This window comes from Nonomuraea sediminis, from assembly GCF_018531495.1.
In the GTDB taxonomy this organism is placed as follows: domain Bacteria; phylum Actinomycetota; class Actinomycetes; order Streptosporangiales; family Streptosporangiaceae; genus Nonomuraea; species Nonomuraea sediminis.
Genome location: NZ_JAHDTI010000001.1, coordinates 1,555,584 through 1,571,907, shown reverse-complemented (window position 1 = coordinate 1,571,907; position 16,324 = coordinate 1,555,584). Strand labels below are relative to the sequence as shown.

The following is a 16,324-nucleotide window of genomic DNA, read 5'->3' as shown; positions in this document are numbered from 1 at the left end:
AGTGCCCGGATCCACGGGTCGGGATGGTGGTCTCTGAACCCGCCGGTCCCCGGGTTGGGCTCGTCTGTGCCGTAAGGCTCATTCCCCGGTTGGGGGGACCGGCTGGAGGTAGACCGCGGAGGTGATCGGGACGCGCTCGCGGATCTGCCGCTCCGCCTCCTCCAGTGCCCGCGCGGCCTCTCCCGAGCTCTGCGCCGTCCGCATCGTGACGTGCGCGGCCACGAGCAGGTCCTCGGGCCCCAGGTGCAGGGTGCGCAGGTGGGCGTAGCCGCGGATGGACGCCTCGTTGGCGAGGATGTCCCGGATCTTCCCCTGGACGGCCGGGGATGCGGCCTCGCCGATGATCATGCTCTTGGTCTCCCGGGCGAGGATCACCGCCACGGTGATCAGCAGCAGGCCGATCGCGACCGAGCCACCCCCGTCGAAGGCTCCGTTACCGGTGATGGCCGACAACCCCACGCCCACCACCGCGAACGTCAGCCCGGCCACCGCGGCGGTGTCCTCCAGCAGCACCACCGGCAGCTCCGGCGCCTTCGTCTCGCGGATGAACCGCGCCCACGACCGTCCCTCGCGCACCCGGTTGGAGGTGCGTACGGCCGTGCGCAGCGAGAGCCCCTCCATGACGATCGCGGCCACCAGCACGCCGATGGCCCACGGCCAGCTCTCCAGCGGGTGCGGATGCGCGATCTTCTGGTAACCCTCGAACAGCGCGAACAGCCCGCCGCCGAAGAACAGCACCACCGACACCAGGAACCCGTAGAAGTAACGCTCGCGGCCGTACCCGAACGGGTGGGCCTGGCTGGGTTCCCGTCCCGCGCGCTTGCGGCCGAGCATCAGCAGCAGCTGGTTGGCGGTGTCGGCGACGGAGTGGATGCCCTCGGCGAGCATGGCCGAGGACCCGGTGAAGAGGAACGCCACCACCTTCGTCACGGCGATGCCCAGGTTGGCGGCCAGCGCCGCCAGGGTCGCCCGCTTCGATCCGGAATCCGACATAGTCACCCCCTGCCCAGCGGTATGACGGGAAACGCATGCGGGACTGTCCAAGCCCTGATCTAGGTGTTCCTCGAGCGGGCGATGGCGGGCTGGAGGAACCAGGCCCATCCGGCGAACATCGCGAGGGCGGCGCCGATCGCCACCGGGAGCGGCCCGCCGTACAGGTAATCGACCACGACAGTGGTCGCGGTCGTCATCGAGACGATCAGGGCGAGCCCGCCGAGCAGGCCGTATCTGTTCGAGCGGCGGACGAGCGCGTCCTTGAGACCCTGCCGGAACAGCACTCGATGCTGTGCGGCCGGTGCGATGTAACACACCGAGGCGACCGCGGCGGAGACCAGCGCGAGCAGGTACAACCACCGATCGGTGCTGTTGAGCCGGGCGAAGCCGATGGAGAACGGCACTGTCAGCAGGAACGCGAACAGGACCTGCACACCGGTGACGGCGACGCGGAACCCTTGAAGCAACTCCACGAAGTTACGGTCGGCCCGCTCATCTTGGGTCTCGGGGTTCGACTGGGACGCATGTGATCTTCTGATGATGTCCACCCTCCGCCGTTTTCCACCACCTGCCCTGGCCATGCCGGCGAAACCTGAGGGCCTGCCTACAGCCGATCAGGTAGGCCCAGGGAACGGCCAGGGGTGAGTGGCCTACTGGCGTCTCGGGCGCATGGATGACATGTCGAAGCCACCTTCAAGCGCACGTCCGAGCAGGAAGCCGAGAACGCCGAGGACGAGCACGATGAGAAAGGCGTTGAGGCCACCGAACGCGGCGGCCACCCCGAGCACCGTGCCGAAGGTCAGCCCGGCGACGGACCAGATGGGGAAGGCGGTCATGATGACTCTCCCTTCGTTTGCCTGTGGCCGACAATCGGCTACCCGCGGATCCATCCAGCTAGTGCCCCTGTTGCGTAGAGCAATCATTGCCGTGTCGTGGCGCTTCGGTTGATCCGATCGAGCCCGAACCGACTCGTTAAACCCTGGGCTGCATAAACGTCAAGCCTGTCCGTTTTTTCCGGATATGCGTTATGGGGTCCGGTTTGGGGGCACGTCGGCGTCTCAAAGCCAACAAGGCGACAAGGAGGGCTAGTGATGAATGGCAAGGCCCAGGTGGCGCTGGCCCTGGCGGCAGGTTACTACCTCGGTCGACGTCACAAGCTGCGCACGGCGGCGCTCCTGGCTACGGCCGGGGCCATCCGCGGGCTGCGGAGCGAGGACGGCTTCCTGAAGCAGGGGCTCAAGATGCTGGGGTCGTCCCCCGAACTCGAAAAGATCACCGACCGCCTGCGCGGAGACCTGATGGAGGTCGGCAAGGCGGCAGCCATGGCAGCGGCAGGCAAGCAGATCGATTCCCTGACCACGAAGCTCCGTGATCGGGCCGAGTCGCTGCAGCCCAAGCAGTCAAGCGAGGAAGAGGAGCCGGAAGACCAGGAAGAGCCCGAAGAAGAGACCGAGGAAGAGACCGAGGAAGAGACCGAAGAAGAGCATGCCGAGGAACGGCCCCGCGCGCAGCGCACGAGGGCTCGCCGTTCACCGGTGACCAGGGGACGGAGGTGAATTCGGATGCCTGGCAAGGCCAAGGTGGCAGGAAAGGCCATGGAGACACTGCCCAATCCGCTGACACCGGCGCTCCAGGGACTGGCCCAGGCGCTGACAGAGCGAGCGCTGTCCGCCGTCACCGGCAAGGTCGAGGCCACGATCGAACGGCTCACCACCTTCAACGAAGGCGGCGGGAGCAGCTTCATCGGCGCCCTCACCGGATTGGGATCGTCGGACGGCGGCAAGTCCGCGGGCACGGCGCTCCTCAGCGGGGCGAAGGAAGCGATCAAGAGCAAGGTCGGCGGCGCCAAGAGCGGCAAGAGCGGCAAGCTGAAGGTCACCAACATCGTCGAGACGATCGACATCGGCGCACCCGTGCGGGTCGTCTACAACCAGTGGACACAGTTCGAGGACTTCTCGAACTTCATGAAGAAGATCGAGAACGTCGAGCAGGAATCCGACGAGGAAATCAACTGGAAGGCGCAGATCTTCCTGTCCCATCGGGGCTGGGAGGCGCAGATCATCGAGCAGGTACCCGACAAGCGGATCATCTGGCGGTCGAAGGGGCAGAAGGGACACGTCGACGGCGCTGTCACCTTCCACGCCCTCACTCCGGATCTGACCCGCGTCGTGCTCGTCCTCGAGTACTACCCGCAAGGCATGTTCGAGCGGATGGGCAACCTCTGGCGGGCGCAGGGCAGGCGCGTACGCCTTGAGCTCAAGCACTTCCACCGGCATGTCATGACGCGGACCATGCTGAACCCCGACGAGATGGAGGGAAGCGGCTGGCGCGGTGTGATCCACGAGGGAGAGGTGGTCAAGGACCACGAGACCGCCCTGCGGGAGGAGCAGGAAGAGCAGGGGCAGGAGGAAGCGGAGTTCGAAGAGGAAGAGCCGGAAGAGGAGTTCGAGGAGGAAGAGGAACCCGAAGAAGAGGAGGAAGAAGAGGAAGAGCCTCGCCGTCGTACCGCTTCCGGCAGGGGACGCACCTCGCGTTCAACGAGCCGGGAGACGGATGAGGAGGAGCCAGAGGAAGAGGAAGAGGAAGAGAAGCCTCGCCGTCGTGCCGCATCCGGCAGGGGACGCACCGTGCGTTCAACGAGCCGGGAGACAGACGAGGAGCCAGAAGAAGAAGAGGAAGACAGACCCCGCCGCCGTGCCGCATCCGCCAAGCGTTCGACGCGTCGACAGAGGCAGCAGGACGAAGAGCCGTCACGGCCGACTCGGCGCAGGGCGGCTGCTCAACGCGGGTGACGATCGAGGGGAAGAGCGAATGACTGTGCAACCCGCGACGGGTGGAATCGCCGAGCGTCCGTCTCCGTCCGGACTGGCGGACGTGATCGACACCATCCTCGACAAGGGCCTGGTCATCGACGCCTACGTCAGGGTCTCGCTGGTCGGCATCGAGTTGCTGACCATCGACGCCCGCGTCGTGGTGGCCAGCGTCGACACCTACCTGCGCTTCGCTGAGTCCGTGAACCGGCTGGACCTCGCCGAGACCGGCGACCAGCAGGGGCTGCCCGAGCTCATGCAGAACATGGAGAAGGGCGCGATCAGCGGCAAGAGCAAGGGTGTCACCCAAGGTGTGCTCGAAGCCGCAGGGGAGAAGCTGCAGGGCTTCGTGGACGAGCACGGGCAGAAGTCGTCCCGGCGTAAGAAAGAGGAGGACTGAGATGGCCTCCAAGACCGGCACCTATGTCTATGGCGTTGTCCCCGCGGATGTGGAGGTGGCTGATGACGCGCGCGGCGTGGGCGACCCCCCGTCGAAGGTGACAGTGGTACGGCACGGCGACATCGGTGCCCTGGTGAGTGACGTCGCGGTCGACCGCCCGCTCGGCGGGCCCGATGACCTGGCGGCACATCAGCACCTGCTGGACGCCACGGCGGCGGAGGTGCCCGTGCTCCCCTTCCGCTTCGGCGCCGTGCTGGCGAGTGCGGAAGCGGTCACTGAGGAGCTGCTGACGGCCCATCACGACGACTTCGTGGACGCACTCGAGCAGTTGGAGGAGCGCGCCGAGTTCATGGTCAAAGGCCGCTATGTCGAGCGGGCCGTGCTCAAGGAGGTGCTCGACGAGACGCCCGAGGCCGCCGAGCTGCGCGAGAACATCAAGAAGCAACCAGAAGAAGCGAGCCGGGCAGCGCGCATCCAGCTCGGGGAGATCGTGAACCAGGCGATCGCCGCCAAACGGGAGGCGGACACCCAGGCTCTCTTCGAGGCCCTCCAACCACTCAGCGACTTCATCGTCGTGCGCGAGCCGTCCCACGAGCTCGACGCCGCTCACCTGGCGATCCTGGTCGAGAGGGAGAGGCAGGACGAGCTGCAGGAGGCCGTGGACGAGTTCGCCGGTGACCACGAGGGACGCATCGAGATGCGGGTGCGAGGTCCGCTGGCGCCCTGGGACTTCGTGGCGACACCGAAGCAGGAGGGCTGACAGATGGGTCTGATCGGAATCCTCTTCGGCTGGCCGCTCGCGCCCATCCGCGGCGTGATCCGGCTCGGGGAGTTGTTCCAGCAAGAGGCCGAGCGGGAGCTGCGAGACCCGGCGGTGGTGCGGCGCAAGCTGGAGGAGACCGAGGCCGCCAGGGCCGAGGGCCGGATCTCCGAGGAACAGGAGAAGGAGCGGACGGAACAGCTCCTGGAGGGCATGACCGGCAAGCCGGTCAGAAAGGAAGGCAGGAGGTGATCTCGTGCCTGCCAAGCGAAAAGCGCGCGAGGAATGGGAAGACGACGTCGACGACGTCGTGGAAAGCCAAGCGAGCCTGTCAGCCGCGACGGCGGGGGCAGTGGGGTTGCGTCACATCGCCGACCTGACCTCCAGAGAGCCGGAGGGCGTCACGCTGGTGGAGCCGGACGAGGACGGCTGGGTGGTGGATGTAGAGGTGGTCGAGGACCGCCGCATCCCCTCCTCCAGCGACATCCTCGCACTTTACGAAGCCGAACTGGACGAGGAGGGAAACCTGCTCTCCTACCGCAGGCTGCGGCGCTACCGGCGCGGTAGCGGCGGCGACACCGGAGAGGCGCCGTGATGACGGAGCCAATGCAATCAACGAGCCTTGCACGCCAGGCCTCAGGGCGGGAGCCGGCCAATCTCGGCGACATCCTGGAACGAGTCCTGGACAGAGGCATCATCATCGCGGGCGACATCCGCGTGAACCTCCTGGACATCGAGCTGCTCACGATCAAGCTGCGGTTGATCATCGCCTCGGTCGACACGGCCAGGGAACTGGGGATCGACTGGTGGGAGCACGACCCGTGGCTCACCGGCAACGACCGCGGCCTCATCGAGGAGAATCGCCGGCTCCGCGACAGGCTCGCCGAGCTGGAGGAGGACCGTCCGCGACGCCGTTCCATCGAGGCGGAGGTCGAGCATGACGACTGACACGGGCACGTACCTGTACGCGGTCGCGCGCGACCCGGGCCTTGCCTGCCCCGGAGATCTGCGGGGCGTGGCGGGCGAGCCCGTGCGGACGATCACGCACGCGGGTCTCGTCGCCTACGTCAGCACCGTCCCGCTGGACCAGTTCGGAGAGGAGCCGCTGCGGCGGTCCATGGAGGATCTGGACTGGCTCGGCGAGACCGCCAGGGCGCACCACCACGTGGTGGAGGCGGTGGCGGAGACCACTACCGCGGCCCCCGTGCGCCTCGTCACCGTGTACAGCGGGGAAGAGCAGATCCGGCAACTCCTGGATCAGCGCCACGACGACTTCGCCGACATGCTCTCCCGTGTGGCCGGCCGGCGGGAATGGGGAGTGAAGGCGTACGCCAAGACCACCGCGCCGCCCTCCTCCGAGCAGAGTCGCGAGAAGACGACCAGCCCGGGAACCGCCTACCTCAAACGGCGTCAGGCGAGCCTGCACACCCGCGAGGAAGCGTGGCGCGAGGCCATCGGAAGGGCCGCGGCCATCCACGACACGCTCGCGTCCACCGCCGTGGCGAGCCGGCGCCACCGGGCGCAGGACCCGGAGCTGTCAGGCCGAGACGAGTGGATGGTGCTCAACGGCGCCTACCTCGTCGACGACGCCCGGCGCGAGGAGTTCGCACGCGCCGTCGAGGGGCTGCGCGGCGAGGGCATCGAACTGGAGCTCACTGGCCCCTGGGCGCCCTACTCGTTCGCCACTCTCGAGGAGGGAGGCCCGCAGTGACAGTTCAGGAACCACGAGGCGCCGCCCTGGCCTCAGAAGGACGGCTTCCGGCCGAGCGGGTGGCACTCGTCGACCTGCTGGACCGGCTGCTCGCCGGTGGCGTCGTCGTGAGCGGGGACATCGTCCTGTCCATCGCCGACATCGACCTCGTCCGCATCTCCGTCCGCGCCTTGATCATGTCCATCCGCGAGTCCGACACCCCAGGAGGCGGCTACGACCAGGCCCGCTGACGAGCCGACCGTGCAGAGCGCCCACCAGGTACGGCAGGCACGGCCCAACCGGCTGCGCATCGAGACCGACAGGGAGGCGGTGGAGCGTGACCTTTCCCGCCTCGTGCTGACGCTCGTCGAACTCGTCCGGCAGCTGGTGGAGCGCCAGTGCGTGCGGCGCATGGAGCAGGGAGACCTGTCGGACGAGCAGATCGAGGTCCTGGGCCTGACGCTGATGCGGCTCGAAGAGGCCATGACCGAACTCTGCGAACGCTTCGACCTCACCCCGGCCGACCTGAACCTCGACCTCGGCCCCTTGGGCACCCTGCTCGGCGACGACCAGCGATAGCAGGAGCTGTGCCGGCACGTGGCAGCTACGAGGAGTTGGTGGCGGCGAGGTAGGCCGCGTTCAGGCGCTCGCGAACGCTCGGTGATCGCGCTGGGAGTTCGGAGCCAAGGTGCTCGCGGCGAAGCTCGTCCATGAACTCCTGCCAGAGCGCGGGTCCGCCTTGTTCGAGCAGCACGGCGCGAGCGTTCAGCGCGCTGCTCGTGGGTCGGTGGCGAAGGCCCCAGCTGCCCAGCTGCGCGAACACGGGTACGAGTTGGATCGCGGGTTCGGTCAGGCTATAGCGTGCCCGCTGGCCGGGTCGCGTGTCCTCGCGGGTGAGCAGTCCCGACTTGACGAGTCGCTTGAGCCGGTCGGCGAGGATATTCGAGGCGATCCCCTCGATCGAGCCGGCCTGCAGCTCTCGGAAATAGCGGCGGTCTCCGAAGACGATGTCGCGGAGGACGATCAGCGTCCAGCGATCGCCGAACGCCTCGATGGCGGCGTTGATCGGGCACTCCGACCGCGGCTCATGTGCTTCGCCCATACTGCTTGCAATCTACCACCGCTCGGTACTACCGTCTCGACAAGTGGTTGCAAATCACAAGCGGAAGGGGCCGCCATGCTGAGGCAGGTCGCGGAGGGCGTGCTGATCCACGAGAGCGAGTTCTGCCAGAGCAACGCCGTTGTCGTGCAAGGCCGCGCCGGCGTGCTGCTCATCGACCCCGGGGTGCAGGGCCACGAAATGGCCTGCCTCGCGGACGACCTTCGCGAGTTGAGCCAGCCTGTTGTGGCGGGTTTCTCGACGCATCCACATTGGGATCACCTGCTCTGGCACGCCGAGCTCGGCGCGGCGCCTCGCTACGGCACGGCCCGCTGCGCGGCCACTGTCCGGGATCGGCTGTCGGACCCGGGTGCCAAGGCCCGCATCGCCGCCCAACTGATACCGCCGGACATCGCCGAGCAGGTATCACTGGACCTGCTCGGCCTCGTTACCGGCTTGCCCGCCGACACCGCGCGGATTCCGTGGGACGGCCCTCAAGTCCGGATCATCGAGCATCAGGCGCATGCCACAGGCCATGCGGCACTGTTGATCGAGGAACGCGGCGTCCTCGTCGCCGGCGACATGCTCTCTGATGTCCTGATTCCGATGCTCGACTTGAACGCCACCGCGGACCCGATCGAGGACTACCTCGCCGCGCTGCGACTGCTGGAGGGCGCGGCGGACGACGTCGATGTCCTCGTCCCCGGCCACGGGTCCATCGGCGGAGCTGATCAGGTACACGCACGGATCGACCAGGATCGCGCGTACGTGCACGCCCTGCGTGACGCCCAGGTTCCCACCGACCCGCGGGTCGGCCCATCGGCCACCTACGATTGGGTACCCGGCGTGCACGAACGGCAACTCCAGCACCTCGCCCGGCAAAGCTAGCCCGCTTCTCGATCACCGGCCGCACCTGCCCGGGAGTCCGCCAGTGCATACAGGCCATAGGAGCGGCCCTTCTCCTCGAACACGTCGGCTCCGGCCATCTCCGCCGCCACCTCTTCGTACACCGGCTGGTACGGCGAGCCCAACAGGCGGCAGAGAACTTCCGCCATCCAGGCCGCGTCTAAGCGCGTGGACCATCCGAGATGACGGGGTGATGAGATGGCTTCGGCTTCGGCCTTGCTCCCTGGGGACCCTCATCGGCTGGGGGACCTCTGGCTGGCCGGACGGCTGGGCGCCGGGGGGCAGGGTGTGGTCTACGAAGCGTACGACTCGCAGGGCACCCGGGTGGCGATCAAGGTGCTGCACGGGGACGCGGCCGGAGATCCGGACCTGCGGTCACGCTTCGGCAAGGAGGCCACCGCCGCCCGGCGGGTGGCCTCGTTCTGCACCGCCCGGGTGCTGGCGGTCGACCTGGACGCGCCCAAGCCGTACATCGTCAGCGAGTACGTGGAAGGGCCGAGCCTGCGCCAGGCCGTCACCGACGGGCGCCGCTTCAGCGGCGACGAGCTGCACCGCCTGGCCACCGGGGTGGCCACGGCGCTGACGGCCATTCATGACGCGGGCGTCATCCACCGCGACCTGAAACCCGACAACGTGCTGCTGGGTCCCGACGGTCCCCGCGTCATCGACTTCGGGGTGGCGCGGACCCTGGAGATGTCGCTGACCGTCACGGGCCTGGTGACGGGGACCCCGACGTACATGGCCCCGGAGGTGTTCACCGGCCAGCGCGCCGGTGCCCCGGCCGACGTGTTCTCCTGGGGCGCCATCGTGCTCTACGCGGCCAACGGTGACGACCCGTTCCGGGCCGAGAGCCTGGGCGCGGTGATGCATCGTGTCCTGTCCGCCGAGCCCGATCTCGCCACGCTGCCGCGTTCGCTGCGGCCCCTGGTCTCGGCGGCTCTGGCCAAGGATCCCCTCGCCCGGCCCACCGCGCACGAGCTGCTGGTCGGCCTGATCAGCGGGTTCCAGGGCAGCCAGTCCGACCTGCTCACGGTCGGCAGCGCCGAGGCAGGGCTGCTCAGCCGGGGAGCCCCAGCAGATCCCGCCCTCGGCACGCTCGCGGAAGACGCCTACGGATTTCTCACCCCCGCCGAACGCGACCTGGTGCCCGACCTGTTCCTGCGCATGGTGGCCGTCACCGAGACCGGCCAGGTGACCGTACGCACCGCGTCGCGTGAGGAGTTGTTCGAGGCGCGGACGCCGCAGGAGCAGGCCGCGCTCGAACGATTCCTCGAGGTCTTCTCGTATGTGATCACCGTTCGCGGCGACGACGTCATGCTGGCCCGGCCGGCCCTGCTCCAGGCCTGGCCCCGGCTGCGGTCCTGGGTGGGCGACGAGCGCGAGGGCCTGCCCACGCACGACCTGATCCGCACCACCGCGCGCCACTGGAACACCCACGGACGCCGGGAAAGCGACGTCTTCCAGGGCAGCCGCCTGGAGACGGCCCTGCGCTGGGCCGCCACCGGACGCCGCCACCTCACGCTCAGCAAGCTCGAACGCGACTTCCTTGACGCCTGCAACGCCGCCACCCGCCACCGGGTCCGTCGCCGCCGCCTCCTCACCGTCGCCCTGTCCGCCCTGCTCGTGCTGGCCCTGATCGGTGGTGGCGTCGCCGTACGGCAGAGCCTCATCGTGTCGGAGCAGAGCGCGGTCGTGGCCACGCAGCGGGACCAGGCAGTCGCGGGCAAGGTGGCGACCCTGGCCGACACCATACGCACGGCGGATCCGGTGCGCGCGATGCTGCTCAGCGTCGCCGCCTGGCGGCTGTCTCCCGTCGCCGCGACGAGGTCGACGCTGCAGAATGCGTGGGCGCAGCGTGAGCGCGCGTCGTTCTCCGACCCGGACTCGGGCGCAGAGACCGTACGGCAGATCACCCGGGACGGGCGCAGGTTCGTCAGCGTGTCCCCTCAGGGGGTGCGGATCTACGACCTGCGGACCGGCAGGAAGGTCGGCGGCTGGGACGACCTGAAGATCGGCGGGGAGCAGTTCCTGGGGGCCAGTCTCAGCCCTAGCGGCCGACTGCTGGCCGTGGCCGCGGGCCACGAGATCCGCGTCTGGGACACGAGCACCGGCAGGCAGACCGGAGCCAGAAAGAGGATCGAGGCGCCGGAATACTTCAACGGGGTCCAGTTCCTGGCCGGCGACCGGTACATCAACGTGCTGGGGTCCCAGGCCGGAGGCCTGTGGGACACGCAGACCGGCGCGGACATCGGCGCCAAGGACGGCATGCTGGAACCCTCTGTCACCCTCGCCAACGACCTGGTCGTGAACGCGGGCCTCGAAGGCCGATTCACCCTGCTGAGGCTGCCGAGCGGGAGGAGGGTGGCGACCTGGCACGGATACCGCACCTGCGCCAAATTCATCCGGGCTGCGGCCATCAGCCCTGACGGTCACACCGTCGCTTGCGCCACCGATTCGGCCATCTCCCTCCTCGATGTACGCACCGGGCGCGACGTCCCCACCAACCAGCCGTCCGCCGGGTGGGACTCCAACGGCGGCCGGATGTGGTTCAGCCCGGACGGGCAGTATCTCGTGGCCGGTGGCGACAACAGCTTCAAGCTCATCCGGGTCTCGGACGGGGACACCTTGCTCTCCTACCGGGGGGAGTTGCAGAACGTCGGCTTCGACGACCGGACCCTGCGCTACCTCGTCGACGAGACCGTGGTGAGCCTGGACATCTCCGACCTGCTCGACCCCGTACGGCTGCCCGGCCACGCCCCGGAGACCGCCTTGTTCAGCCCTGACGGGCGATTCCTGGTCACCCACCAGAAGCAGGAATCCAGACAGCTAGTGCTCTGGGACGCCGCGAAGCGCCGCCCACTGGGATCCCCACTGAAGACAGGACTCGGCGACGGCGACCTGCTCACCGCGTTCAGCGGTGACGGACGCCTGCTCGCGTCGATCAGCAGCATGGGGCAGCACCTGACGATGTGGGACGTCTCGCAGTCATCGCGGGTGACCAAGGTCCGGCTGCCGGGCAACTGGATGGCATCCACCCTGGCGGTGAACGAGAACGGGACTCTTGTCGCGGTCGGCGCCGCGGACACCATCGACGACCCCGAGACGGGTCCAAGCCGCGTGTACGTCTGGGACGTGCCGCATCACAGGTGGATACGACCCGTCGAGACCGGTGACCTGCTGGACATCGTGCTTCGCCCGCACAGCACGATGATCGCTCCGGTGACCCGATCTGCCAACCGCCTGATTGATCTCTCCACCGGACAGCCTGCCGGGCCCGCCTTCGGCCCTGGAGGTCTCACCAACCAACTCAATGCGATCGCCTTCAGCCCGGATGGAGCGATCATCGCCACCGGCGACTACTCGGGCAAGCTCGCGTTCTGGGATCTGCGCACGGGCAAGAAGCACGGCCCGACATTCCGGCCGTCCTCCACCGACCGCAACGGGGTCGACGAGATCCTCTTCTCGCCCATGGGCGACGTGGTCGCGTCCGTCGATGAAGGGGCGGTACAGCTCTGGGACCTCGCTACGCCGCGCAAGCTCGGACCATCGATGGCAGGCGCGGACGAGGATCTCTTGGGTGCCGCGTTCGGGTCCGGTGGCGCGGTGTTCCACACCATTGACAATGCGGGCGTCCTGCGTGACGTGTCCGTCGATCCGGCGCAGACTGCGGCGATCGTCTGTGCCCGTGCCGGGCGGTCGCTGACCCCGGCGGAATGGCAGGAGTATCTGCCCGGCGTGCCGTACCGGAAGGTCTGCTAGCCCAGGCCCACCTCGAACACGGCGTGGACTCCGCCACGGCCCGCACCCATCGCCACGCCGCTGGGATCGTCTTGGACGGCGAGTTGGTCGCGGTGCTGGAGGGGGCGCCGAGCAGGAAAAGGGGCTGCATCAAGGGGCAAATCCCGCAAGAGGGCTAACCCGGCGAAGGCGCGGACGGGGTGGGCGCAGGCGGTTGCGGCTGCGGCTGACGGCGGCCAAGCTGGGTCGCTCGCGGGGCGGGCTGACCAGCAAGACCCGTCAGCCAGCCCGACCTTGAAGAAGTACCGCTGAATCTCCTAGCTCAGGGCCTTCTCCAGCTGGGCTTTCGTCATCTTCGAACGGCCCTTGATGCCGCGGCTTCTGGCTTCGGCGTAGAGCTGGTCGCGGGTGCGTCCCCCCGCACCTGAGTGCGAGCGCAGGCCGCCTCGGCGGCTGGAGGAGATGTCCTGTGTGGAGGTGCGGCTGGCCGTCCTGGATTCGCCGGCCCGGGCGCGCTCCTTGTTGACCGTACGGGCGGCTATCTCCTTCGCCCGCTTGTCGCTTTCCCCGCGCTTCTTGGCGCTGTCCTTGATGTGCTCGTATTGCCGTTCCCGTTTCGAGCTCGATCCCCGCGGCATAATGGCGTTCCTTTCGCGGATGGACTCCTCTCGGCTCACCCTGCCCGTCACAGGCAAACGCTCACCTTGCACCGGGTAAAGGTTGCCAGGAACGGCCGGAGCAGATACGGCAGTGCGATCGGGCAACCGCCGCGCGGCTCGCCGTACGGGAAGGGGACCCCGTCCGCCAGGCGTTTGGCCAGGTGAACGTCGGTAAGAGGGGTGAGGTGAGGCCATCGTCAGCCGTTGTCCGGGCAGGTCGCCGCATCAGCTGGACCGTGCTCCTGCTGGTGCTCGTCGCCGGGTGCGCACAGCAGGAGGCAGGTTCCGCACAGGCGGCGGCGACCGGCTTCTACGCCGCGCTCGCCGGCGGCCGGACGGAGCAGGCCTGCGGCCTGCTGTCCGAGCGGGCTCGGGAGGGGCTCGAGACCGGCGGCCACGCGTGCGGGGATGCGATCCGCGAGCTGCGCCTTCCGGGCGGGCAGCCGCGCGATGCGCGGGTCTTCGGTGATGAGGCCCAGGTACGGCTGGCCGCCGACACCGTGTTCCTGCATCGGTTCGGCGACCGGTGGCTGGTGCATGCCGCGGGATGCGTGCCGCGGGGCAGCCTGCCGTACCGGTGCGAGATCGGGGGATAGCGGTGAAAGTGATGTTCACAGTGACGCTGGTCATCATCGGGGTGGGGCTGGCGTACATGCTCGCCATCGGGATGCTGGGCCGATGAGGCGCTTCATCAGGCAGAACGCGCTCAGCCTGTTCTTCCTGGCAGGGTTCCTGCTGGCGCTGGCCGGGCAGTCGATGGCCGGGCTGGCGGACCACAACGCGCGGCAGCTGGCCGAGGGCGGGGCGGCCGTGTCGTGGACGGACTACGTGACGTCCTCCGACTTCGCGGTGGACGTGGCGGAGAACTGGCAGTCGGAGTACCTGCAGTTCCTGCTGTTCATCATGGTCACGGTGTGGCTGGTGCAGCGGGGCTCGCCCGAGTCGAAGCGCCAAGGTGAGGAGGGAGCTCACGACGGGAGTGCCGGGCGGGGGAGTCCGGCATGGGCCCGGGCTCGCGGCTGGCGGCGCCGGCTGTACGCGAACTCGCTCGGGCTGCTGATGGGCGCGATCTTCGTGCTGTCGTGGCTGGCCCAGTCCGTGGCCGGCGCGACCGCCTACGACAACCAGCGCCTCGCCCAGTTGCAGGATCCGGTCAGCTGGGGCGGCTACGTCAGCTCCGCGGACTTCTGGAACCGGACCCTGCAGAACTGGCAGTCCGAGCTGCTGGCCGTACTGTCCATGGTGGTGTTCTCCATCTACCTGCGGCAGAGCGGCTCCCCCGAGTCCAAACCCGTCGGCGCCACCCACTCGGCCACCGGCGTCGAGAACTGACTTGGACTGCAAGGAGGAAGCCGGTAGCCGTGTCCGATCCAACAGCCCACGGGAGTCCGGCCCCACCCGCCCGCTACGTGTTGTCGTGGCGGGAAGCCGACCAGCAGCTGGAAACCGAGTATCGCTATGCCGCCTGGGCCTGGCAGGCCGCGCGAAACCTCGCCGGACGGAGCCGCGCCGGCAGCATCCAGGTCGTCCGCGTGGTCGACGGAGTCACGGTGTTCGATCGTGACGCGGGGGTCGACCTTCCGCTGAGCGAATGGTAGACACCGCCGCGATGTCGATGACGACGAGGCTGTCCCAGGAGCTCGTTGATCACGCGGGTTTGGCAGAAGAGGGCAAGGGCACTGGTCGGACGTATCGCTGGAGGAATGATGTCCGAAACCACAAGACCAGCGCCGACCATGCCTTCGGACGTGCGGTCCGGCCTTTCGCTCTTTGATCGTTTCGCCACCGCGGCGGGCGGGTTCGTGTCCCGGGCCTGGTTCTTCGCCTTCTGCGTGCTGCTGGTGGTGATCTGGCTGCCCTCCTACTTCCTGGTCGGCAGCATCGACACCTGGCAGCTCATCATCAACACCCTGACGACCATCGTCACGTTCCTGCTGGTGGCGCTGTTGCAGAACACGCAGACTCGTTCCGACCATGCCACCCAGCAGAAGCTGAACGCCATCGCGGAAGGCCTGTCCCAGGTCATGACCCACCTCAGCGAGACCAGCGGCGACCGCAGCCTCGACGACGAGATCCGCGAACTGAGGGCCGCCGTGGGGTTGGAGAACAAGGAAGGCAGCTGACCCAGGCGTCCCTCATGGCCGATCGGCGTCCGCGCCTTTGAAGGTGAGGCGCAGAATCGAGCCGAGGCGGTGGAGCTGCGGCTGCACGTTGACCAGGCGAATCCAGCCCTCACGGCAGAAGTTGTCCAGGACGCACACGCCGCTGGTGTCGATGAATTCCAGTAGCCGGACATCCACGATCAACTGCTCATCGCTCCGGCATGCCTGGATGAGAGTACGGGCTACCGCGGCGCGGTTGGTCACGTCGATCTCGCCGATCAACCGGATGAGGGGGCTCGGGACGTAGGTGATGCTCAGTTGGTGGTCGGCATAGAGAACGGCTTCCCTGGAGCTCGCACCGCGCTGCCGCGGGATCACAGCAGACCTGCCTCGGTCGCTGGATACGTCGGCGCCGGCCGTACCGGTGTGGCGAAAGGACTGTTCATGGTCACGGGAACCTCCCCGGATGCGGGCGGAGAGCCTTGGTGACAGGATAGTCCTGAATTCGCATACATGAAAATTATGTCAGGCAACAGACTGCTTTACTCGATGCGTGCGTTAGCCCTGAGGCGAGGTGGGCAGGGAACGCTCCCATGAGCACAATCGAGTATTCCGTAGACGTCCGGGTCCCGATCAGCGTGGCCTACAACCAGTGGACGCAGTTCGAGACGTTCCCTGAATTCATGGAAGGGGTGGAGTCGGTCAAGCAACTCACCGACACCCGCGCCGCGTGGCGGGCGGAGATCGCCGGGGTCAAGCGCGAGTTCGAGACCGAGATCACAGAGCAGCATCCGGATAAGCGCGTGGCCTGGCACACCCTGGACAAGCCGAAGCACTCAGGCGTCGTCACCTTCCACCGTCTCGACGACACCGTCACCCGGATCACGCTCGAGATGGTCTACGACCCCGAAGGTTTCGTCGAGGTCGCCGGCGACTGGCTCCAGCTGGTCCGCATGCGCGTCGAGGCCGATATGCGGCGCTTCAAGGAGTTCATCGAGTCCCGGGGCAGCGAGACCGGCGCCTGGCGGGGCGATGTCCCGAATACTCCCGGCGCGAGTGCCCAGCCCCACACGCGACCGGCCGACAGCGACACACCGCCGTTGCCGGGCACCGGTTATCCAGAGGGCTCAGGGGGAGCTTCTCCAGCGTGAGAGCGCTCTGTACGGC

At 67.9% G+C, this 16,324-nt stretch carries 24 protein-coding genes; 17 read left to right on the top strand and 7 right to left on the bottom strand.

Features of this window, described 5'->3' with window-relative positions:
* Nucleotides 1-78 precede the first annotated feature (78 nt).
* From KIK09_RS07305 to KIK09_RS07295, 3 genes are all read right to left on the bottom strand, one after another.
* The gene (locus KIK09_RS07305; RefSeq protein WP_214317824.1) at nucleotides 79-993 is read right to left on the bottom strand and encodes a cation diffusion facilitator family transporter; all 915 of its coding nucleotides are present in this window, start codon (nucleotides 991-993) and stop codon (nucleotides 79-81) included.
* Between the two features lie 59 nt (nucleotides 994-1,052).
* On the bottom strand, nucleotides 1,053-1,574 hold the full coding sequence (locus KIK09_RS07300; protein WP_275956002.1) for a DUF6328 family protein: 522 nt from the start codon (nucleotides 1,572-1,574) through the stop codon (nucleotides 1,053-1,055).
* Between the two features lie 69 nt (nucleotides 1,575-1,643).
* Nucleotides 1,644-1,829, bottom strand: a complete 186-nt coding sequence (locus KIK09_RS07295; RefSeq protein WP_214318091.1) for a hypothetical protein — start codon at nucleotides 1,827-1,829, stop codon at nucleotides 1,644-1,646.
* Nucleotides 1,830-2,084: 255 nt separating this feature from the next.
* Between KIK09_RS07295 and KIK09_RS07290 the strand changes: the two genes are divergently transcribed.
* From KIK09_RS07290 to KIK09_RS07245, 10 genes are read left to right on the top strand one after another with little or no spacing between them, the layout of a single operon-like run.
* A complete protein-coding gene (locus KIK09_RS07290) occupies nucleotides 2,085-2,549 on the top strand; it encodes a hypothetical protein (RefSeq protein ID WP_214317822.1) in 465 nt (154 codons plus the stop codon).
* Nucleotides 2,550-2,555: 6 nt separating this feature from the next.
* Complete coding sequence (locus tag KIK09_RS07285) at nucleotides 2,556-3,785, top strand: SRPBCC family protein (RefSeq protein WP_214317821.1); 1,230 nt, start codon at nucleotides 2,556-2,558, stop codon at nucleotides 3,783-3,785.
* 19 nt (nucleotides 3,786-3,804) lie between these two features.
* Nucleotides 3,805-4,203: a gas vesicle protein GvpJ gene (gene gvpJ / locus KIK09_RS07280; protein WP_214317820.1), complete on the top strand. Its 399-nt coding sequence runs from the start codon at nucleotides 3,805-3,807 to the stop codon at nucleotides 4,201-4,203.
* 1 nt (nucleotide 4,204) lies between these two features.
* Entirely contained in the window at nucleotides 4,205-4,963 is a 759-nt protein-coding gene (locus KIK09_RS07275; protein WP_214317819.1) for a GvpL/GvpF family gas vesicle protein, read from the top strand.
* A gap of 3 nt (nucleotides 4,964-4,966) precedes the next feature.
* Nucleotides 4,967-5,215 carry a gas vesicle protein GvpG gene (locus tag KIK09_RS07270; protein WP_214317818.1) on the top strand — a complete coding sequence of 83 codons (249 nt, stop codon included), beginning with the start codon at nucleotides 4,967-4,969 and terminating at the stop codon, nucleotides 5,213-5,215.
* Between the two features lie 4 nt (nucleotides 5,216-5,219).
* Nucleotides 5,220-5,558 carry a gas vesicle protein GvpO gene (gvpO, locus tag KIK09_RS07265; RefSeq protein WP_214317817.1) on the top strand — a complete coding sequence of 113 codons (339 nt, stop codon included), beginning with the start codon at nucleotides 5,220-5,222 and terminating at the stop codon, nucleotides 5,556-5,558.
* Nucleotides 5,559-5,569: 11 nt separating this feature from the next.
* Complete coding sequence (gvpJ, locus tag KIK09_RS07260; protein WP_214317816.1) at nucleotides 5,570-5,911, top strand: gas vesicle protein GvpJ; 342 nt, start codon at nucleotides 5,570-5,572, stop codon at nucleotides 5,909-5,911.
* Nucleotides 5,901-6,674 carry a GvpL/GvpF family gas vesicle protein gene (locus KIK09_RS07255; RefSeq protein ID WP_214317815.1) on the top strand — a complete coding sequence of 258 codons (774 nt, stop codon included), beginning with the start codon at nucleotides 5,901-5,903 and terminating at the stop codon, nucleotides 6,672-6,674. Before gvpJ (KIK09_RS07260) ends, KIK09_RS07255 begins: the two co-directional genes overlap by 11 nt.
* Entirely contained in the window at nucleotides 6,671-6,904 is a 234-nt protein-coding gene (locus tag KIK09_RS07250) for a gas vesicle protein (protein WP_308163956.1), read from the top strand. The genes KIK09_RS07255 and KIK09_RS07250 overlap by 4 nt, the downstream gene beginning before the upstream one ends.
* A 10-nt stretch (nucleotides 6,905-6,914) precedes the next feature.
* Nucleotides 6,915-7,232 carry a gas vesicle protein K gene (locus KIK09_RS07245; protein ID WP_214317814.1) on the top strand — a complete coding sequence of 106 codons (318 nt, stop codon included), beginning with the start codon at nucleotides 6,915-6,917 and terminating at the stop codon, nucleotides 7,230-7,232.
* Nucleotides 7,233-7,257: 25 nt separating this feature from the next.
* Here the strand turns inward: KIK09_RS07245 and KIK09_RS07240 are convergent, their stop codons facing one another.
* The gene (locus KIK09_RS07240; RefSeq protein ID WP_214317813.1) at nucleotides 7,258-7,755 is read right to left on the bottom strand and encodes a winged helix-turn-helix transcriptional regulator; all 498 of its coding nucleotides are present in this window, start codon (nucleotides 7,753-7,755) and stop codon (nucleotides 7,258-7,260) included.
* 75 nt (nucleotides 7,756-7,830) lie between these two features.
* Between KIK09_RS07240 and KIK09_RS07235 the strand changes: the two genes are divergently transcribed.
* Entirely contained in the window at nucleotides 7,831-8,640 is an 810-nt protein-coding gene (locus KIK09_RS07235; RefSeq protein WP_214317812.1) for an MBL fold metallo-hydrolase, read from the top strand.
* Here the strand turns inward: KIK09_RS07235 and KIK09_RS07230 are convergent.
* Nucleotides 8,637-8,807, bottom strand: coding sequence for a hypothetical protein (locus tag KIK09_RS07230; protein ID WP_214317811.1), 171 nt, complete (start codon nucleotides 8,805-8,807; stop codon nucleotides 8,637-8,639). The two genes, KIK09_RS07235 and KIK09_RS07230, sit on opposite strands and share 4 nt — an antisense overlap.
* A 49-nt stretch (nucleotides 8,808-8,856) precedes the next feature.
* Here KIK09_RS07230 and KIK09_RS07225 point away from each other — a divergent pair, with 49 nt between their 5' ends.
* Nucleotides 8,857-12,417: a WD40 repeat domain-containing serine/threonine protein kinase gene (locus KIK09_RS07225; protein WP_250572546.1), complete on the top strand. Its 3,561-nt coding sequence runs from the start codon at nucleotides 8,857-8,859 to the stop codon at nucleotides 12,415-12,417.
* Between the two features lie 296 nt (nucleotides 12,418-12,713).
* On the opposite strand, the gene KIK09_RS07220 is transcribed toward KIK09_RS07225, so the two are convergent.
* Nucleotides 12,714-13,085 (bottom strand): hypothetical protein, encoded by a 372-nt coding sequence (locus KIK09_RS07220; protein ID WP_214317809.1) that lies wholly within the window; start codon nucleotides 13,083-13,085, stop codon nucleotides 12,714-12,716.
* A gap of 206 nt (nucleotides 13,086-13,291) precedes the next feature.
* Between KIK09_RS07220 and KIK09_RS07215 the strand changes: the two genes are divergently transcribed.
* The 4 genes from KIK09_RS07215 to KIK09_RS07200 all read left to right on the top strand — a co-directional run bounded on the left by KIK09_RS07215 (nucleotide 13,292) and on the right by KIK09_RS07200 (nucleotide 15,178).
* A complete protein-coding gene (locus KIK09_RS07215) occupies nucleotides 13,292-13,651 on the top strand; it encodes a hypothetical protein (RefSeq protein ID WP_214317808.1) in 360 nt (119 codons plus the stop codon).
* Nucleotides 13,652-13,733: 82 nt separating this feature from the next.
* Nucleotides 13,734-14,387, top strand: a complete 654-nt coding sequence (locus tag KIK09_RS07210) for a DUF6766 family protein (protein WP_214317807.1) — start codon at nucleotides 13,734-13,736, stop codon at nucleotides 14,385-14,387.
* A gap of 29 nt (nucleotides 14,388-14,416) precedes the next feature.
* Complete coding sequence (locus KIK09_RS07205) at nucleotides 14,417-14,653, top strand: hypothetical protein (RefSeq protein WP_214317806.1); 237 nt, start codon at nucleotides 14,417-14,419, stop codon at nucleotides 14,651-14,653.
* A 150-nt stretch (nucleotides 14,654-14,803) separates the two neighbouring features.
* Nucleotides 14,804-15,178 (top strand): low affinity iron permease family protein, encoded by a 375-nt coding sequence (locus tag KIK09_RS07200; RefSeq protein WP_308163955.1) that lies wholly within the window; start codon nucleotides 14,804-14,806, stop codon nucleotides 15,176-15,178.
* A 12-nt stretch (nucleotides 15,179-15,190) separates the two neighbouring features.
* Here the strand turns inward: KIK09_RS07200 and KIK09_RS07195 are convergent, their stop codons facing one another.
* Nucleotides 15,191-15,535: an STAS domain-containing protein gene (locus tag KIK09_RS07195; protein ID WP_214317805.1), complete on the bottom strand. Its 345-nt coding sequence runs from the start codon at nucleotides 15,533-15,535 to the stop codon at nucleotides 15,191-15,193.
* Between the two features lie 215 nt (nucleotides 15,536-15,750).
* Here KIK09_RS07195 and KIK09_RS07190 point away from each other — a divergent pair, with 215 nt between their 5' ends.
* Nucleotides 15,751-16,308 (top strand): SRPBCC family protein, encoded by a 558-nt coding sequence (locus KIK09_RS07190; RefSeq protein WP_214317804.1) that lies wholly within the window; start codon nucleotides 15,751-15,753, stop codon nucleotides 16,306-16,308.
* Nucleotides 16,309-16,324 lie beyond the last annotated feature (16 nt).